2 protein-coding genes are annotated in these 5,435 nt (G+C 47.2%); one reads left to right on the top strand and one right to left on the bottom strand.

Annotated elements, in window-relative coordinates; translation table 11 throughout:
• The coding region (locus AC5590_RS15250; protein ID WP_248277430.1) for a DUF4347 domain-containing protein at positions 1-3,730 on the top strand (3,730 nt) is incomplete at its 5' end.
• 369 nt (positions 3,731-4,099) lie between these two features.
• Here the strand turns inward: AC5590_RS15250 and AC5590_RS15245 are convergent.
• The gene (locus tag AC5590_RS15245; RefSeq protein ID WP_169268835.1) at positions 4,100-5,191 is read right to left on the bottom strand and encodes an iron chelate uptake ABC transporter family permease subunit; all 1,092 of its coding nucleotides are present in this window, start codon (positions 5,189-5,191) and stop codon (positions 4,100-4,102) included.
• Between the last annotated feature and the right edge of the window lie 244 nt (positions 5,192-5,435).

Below are 5,435 nucleotides of genomic sequence, written 5' to 3'. Positions count from 1 at the left end.
TCACGCCACATGCCTCAACGCGGGGAACCCGCGCACGGCAGTGGCTCCCCAACGCGCTGGCTCACTAGATTCTCACCTTCGGTTCTCTCCAGTTCCCTCCCTTTTCTTATATGGTTGCCATGTGGCTGCAGGTGATGCTGGGGAAGAATTCATCACCAAGCTACACCAACTCACCAAAGCAAATGTTGCCGCCTCCGCCAACCTGACTGGCAATGCTATTTTGGGGGGTGATTGGAACCTAGAAGTCAACATTGGCAACATTTCAAATCAACCACTGGCATTAAGCGCTGAGGTTACGGAAGCGTATCCATATGTACTCAATAGTGCTCCCATCCTCAATAATACTGAGGTCATCCTGAGTGCCGTTAACCAAAATGCAGGCGCACCCATAGGGGCAGTTGGTACCCCAATTTTCTCCTTAGTGACGCTTGGTGGTAACGTTATTGACCAAGACCCCGATGCACTCACAGGTATTGCCATTACAAACACTGACACTACCAATGGCAATTGGTTCTACACCATCAACAATGGCACCAACTGGGCAGCTTTGGGGTCTGTCTCCGATAACAACGCTCGCCTATTAGCGGCTGATGCAATCACCCGCGTTTACTTCCAGCCCAACCCCGCCTTCAGTAGTCCTAGTCCTATTGCCAATGCTCTGGCTTTCCATGCGTGGGACCAAACCACTGGTACCAACGGCAGCACTGCGGATACAACACTCAACGGTGAGGCGACTGCCTTTAGCACTGGGATTAACACTGCAGCAATTACCGTCAATGCCGTTAATAGTGCTCCTACCCTCAATAACACCAACCTCACCCTAACTGCGATTGATGAAGACGCAGGTGAACCCACAGGACCAGTTGGTACCCTTATTTCCTCCTTAGTCACGGCTGATAACGTCATCGATCCAGACAGCAATGCACTTAGAGGTGTTGCGATCACAAATGCTGACAATACCAATGGCAACTTCTTTTACAGCGCTGACGATGGCAACAGCTGGGCACCTTTAGAGTTGGTATCTAATACTAACGCTCGCTTATTGGCGGCTGATGGAATTACCCGCATTTACTTTCAGCCCAAAGCCAACTTTAATGGGACCATCAACAATGCCCTCACCTTCCGTGCCTGGGACCAAACCACTGGTACCAACACAAGCATTGCGAACACCACCATTAGTGGTGGCACTACTGCTTTTAGCAGTACAACTGGCGCTGGAGGAATTACGATCAATTCCGTCAATGATGCTCCTACCCTCAGTGAAGCTAATATCACCCTAACTGCAATTAACCAAAATGTAGGCGCACCCATAGGCGCAGTTGGAACCCTTGTTTCCTCCCTAGTCCGTCTTGGTGATAACGTCATCGATCCAGACAGCAATGCACTCACAGGTATTGCGATCACAAATGCTAACAATACCAACGGCAATTGGTTCTACAGCACCAACAACGGCAGCAGCTGGATACCTGTAGGCATTTTATCCGACACCAACGCTCGCCTATTGGCGGCTAATGCAAGCACCCGGATTTACTTCCAGCCCAACGGCAACTTTAATGGCAGCATCGAGAATGTTTTAACCTTTCGTGCGTGGGACCAAACCACTGGTACCAACGGCAGTACTGCGGACACCACCCTCAACGGAATTGCTACTGCTTTTAGCACTGGGGTTAACACTAGCACAATTACCATCAACGCCGTCAATAATGCTCCTATCCTGCTTGACACCAACCTCTTCCTAAGCACAGTTGAAGATGCAGGCGCACCCACAGGACCAGTTGGTACCCTTGTTTCCTCCTTAGTCAGTCTTGGTGTTAACGTCACCGACTCAGACAACAATGTAACTACAGGTAATGGATCTACAGGTAATGCACTTACAGGTATTGCCATCACAAATGCGAACACTACCAACGGCAGTTGGTTCTACAGCACCGATGATGGCAGTAGCTGGGCAGCTTTAGGAGCTGTGTCCGACACCAACGCCCGCCTATTGGCGGCTAATGGAACCACTCGCCTTTACTTCCAACCCACCGCCAACTTCAATGGCTCGATCAGCAATGCCCTAACTTTCCGTGCTTGGGATCAAACCAGTGGTACCAACGGCAGCACTGCGAACACCACCCTTAACGGTGGCACTACTGCCTTTAGCATTGCAACTGACGCTGTTGCAATCACCGTTGATGCCGTCAATGATGCTCCTATCCTGCGTGACACCAACGTCACTCTAACTGCCATTGACAAAAATGCAGGCGCACCCATAGGGGCAGTTGGCACGCTTGTTTCTTCGTTGGTGAGTTTGGGTGCTAATGGTAACGTCACCGATCCGGACACTAATCCACTCACAGGTGTTGCGATCGCAAATGCTGACACTACCAACGGCACCTTCTTCTACAGCACCGACAATGGCAATAACTGGGCAGCTTTAGGAGTTGTATCCAACACCAACGCCCGTCTATTGGCGGCTGATGCTAACACCCGTATTTACTTCCAGCCCAATGCCAACTTCAATGGCACCATCAGCAATGCTTTGACTTTCCGTGCGTGGGACCAAACCACTGGTACCAACGGCAGCACTGCGGACACTACCGTCAACGGTGGCGCGACTGCCTTTAGCAGTGCGACTGACACTGCTGCAATTAGCATTGGTAGTGTCATCTCTCCCATCAATCCTGCCACCCCTCCTCCCAACTTTTATAACGGCAAAGTTGCTTCTACCCTCAAACAAACTTCTAACAACATTTTCCAGTTAGAAGGCAGCAACCCACAACTTGAAGTCACTCTCAACAAAGCCAATTCTAATCAGGTGAATGAACTGGGAGTGTTTGTAGTTGACGATGACCAAGGAACAATTAATGGTATTGCTCCTGGTGCAGAAAATTATGCCCAAGCTGCACTTTCAAGAGCCAAGACTATTTTCTCAGCCATTACCGATAATCCCAATGGGTTTAATACTGACTTAACACGTCTACTTGCATTTAATTCAGGGGCGCGTCTGCAATTCTTCTTAGTCAACAATAGCAGTATTGACGCTGTGCAAGGTGGTTCAACCTCTGCCAAAGACCTCATCTTTTCCAACCCCTTAACGCAAAAAGTGACAAACTTGGGGAATGGTGAGTTTACATTGGCTTTGAATGATGCATCAAATAGCAACAATTCCGACTTCCAAAATCTGGTAGTGAAGGTTAAGGCAACAAATCAATCCTTACCTCTGGGTGCTGGTCTTCAGGGAAATCCTTTTGGAGAACTGATTGATTTGCGCTACGGTTCAACTCAGGTCAAAGCAGACTTTGTCTTAAACAGAGAAGCAAGGAATAACGATTTCGTTGGCTTTTATCAAGTGGCTGATGCGAATGGTGGTATTGATCTTGATGGTAACGGCACAGTGGACTTGCGTCCTGGTGATGCAGGTTATGCTCAAGCTGCAGTGCAGCGACGTGTTCCAGGTATTGACTTAACAGTCGCCAACCAAAGTACTGCTACATTCACACATAATCTTAGCCCTGGTTCACTCTTGGCACCATTCATTATTTCTAATGGTACGCCAGATGCAATTTTAGATGGAAATCCAAATAACGACCCTGCAGTGTATTTTTCCTTCTTAGGAGCTAACTCAGATAAGGCTGACCATATTCGCTTGTTGGGAAATAACACCTTTGGCTTTGAAGATTTAGCAAGTGGGGGTGATAAGGATTACAACGATATGATTGTTAAAGTGAATTTGAGTAATGCTTAACCCACTTACAAAGAGTGTGTTTCTTATAGCAGGGAACAGGGAACGCTTAACAGGGAACACCCGAAGGCTTAACTCTTAACAGCCTTGAAAGTCTCGTGGTGTCAGTATTTTCTCATTAGTTCATGTCCTAATCTACCTGGCAACTGCTATAACTCTCAAGAAATACACTCTTTGTGAGGGAGTCAGACAACTACAAGCCGTGGGACAGACAGATACCTACGGCTTTTTACGGAAATTAGCGCAAAGCGCGCTAAGCAAGTGCTGTGGCAATACGGTTGTTGTTAAGGAGAATTGTAGGTTGGGTTGAACGTAGTAAAACCCAACAAATCTTCCCCTATACCCTTACACCCTTACCCCCTTACACCCCATTCATTTCGGAAAAGATGTGCGAGAGTGACGACGCAAAATCACCCAAGTCACAACAGGAGTTCCTATCAAAGCGGTAACAGAATTCAAAGGTAACACTATCTCACTTCCCGGTAGCTGTGAGATCAAATCTGCAATTAACGCCAAAATTGCACCCATGAAAGTCACAGCAGGGACTAACACCCGATGTTCACAAGTATTGAACAGACTGCGACAAAGGTGAGGAACTGCTACACCTAAAAAGGCGATCGGTCCACAAAAGGCGGTAATCGCACCTGCTAAGATGGAACAAGTGATAAGAATCCAAAATCTGACTTCTTCTACACCTAAACCGAGACTGCGAGCATAAGCTTCACCCAGAAGGAGTGCATTCAAAGGTTTGGATAGCATCAACGAAATTAACAACGCTATCAGTACCACAGGCGCTAGAACTAGCATTTGTTGCCAGGTGACACCACCAAAACTGCCAAAAGTCCACAGTAAGTATGATTGGATTTGCTGACTTTCACTCAAATGCAGCAAGATACTGACAATAGCACTGGTTGCATAGCCAAACAACAATCCTAAAATCAATAGCGTCATCGTGTCTTCGACGCGGTGAGAAACAAGTAACACTAACCCCAACACTGCTGCTGCACCCAGACTCGCCGCCACAACTAAACCAAAATCGCCAATCACCCCTAAATCTTTGAACAACGTACCCGCACCCGTTACACTGGTTGCTAACACCACCAACGCGACTCCTAAAGAAGCACCGGAACTAATTCCTAATACAAAAGGTCCTGCTAAAGGGTTTTTAAAAAGTGTTTGCATTTGCAACCCACTCACGCCTAAAGCTGCACCAGCAAGGGTTGCGGTTAAGGCTTTGGGTAAGCGAAATTTCAGAATAATATTAGTCCAAGTTGCTTTTTCGGGTTCTCCGTTTAGTAGGATTGTAATGACTTGGGTTAAAGGTATGTGGACTGAGCCAAGGGCTAAGTCTAGCAAGAACGTGAGAATTAATGTTATGAGTAGTGTGGGAAAGAAGAGTGTTTTCCAACTGAAATGTTGAAAAGTTCGTAAAATTGGTTTTAATTTATATTTTAGAGATGGCATTGAAAAAAACGAACCGCAAAGACGCAAAGGGCGCAAAGAAGAGAAGAGAACAGATAAATTTGGGAGATTCTTTTAGTTGATATTGAGCGATTGATTCCCCTTGCACGTAGTTGTGGTTTGGACATTCATTTTTCCTGGTGCAAAATGTGAGCGCCCCACAAGGGGAAGTCAAAAATCAAAAGGAGCCAGTGCGTTGGGGAGGACAGTGCCGTGGGCGGGTTTCCCGACTTGAGGCACCTGTCCG

The sequence above is a fragment of the Brasilonema octagenarum UFV-OR1 genome (assembly GCF_963888615.1).
Taxonomy (GTDB): domain Bacteria; phylum Cyanobacteriota; class Cyanobacteriia; order Cyanobacteriales; family Nostocaceae; genus Brasilonema; species Brasilonema sennae.
Note: the sequence above shows the minus strand (reverse complement) of the source record. Positions and strands in the feature narration are given on the sequence as shown.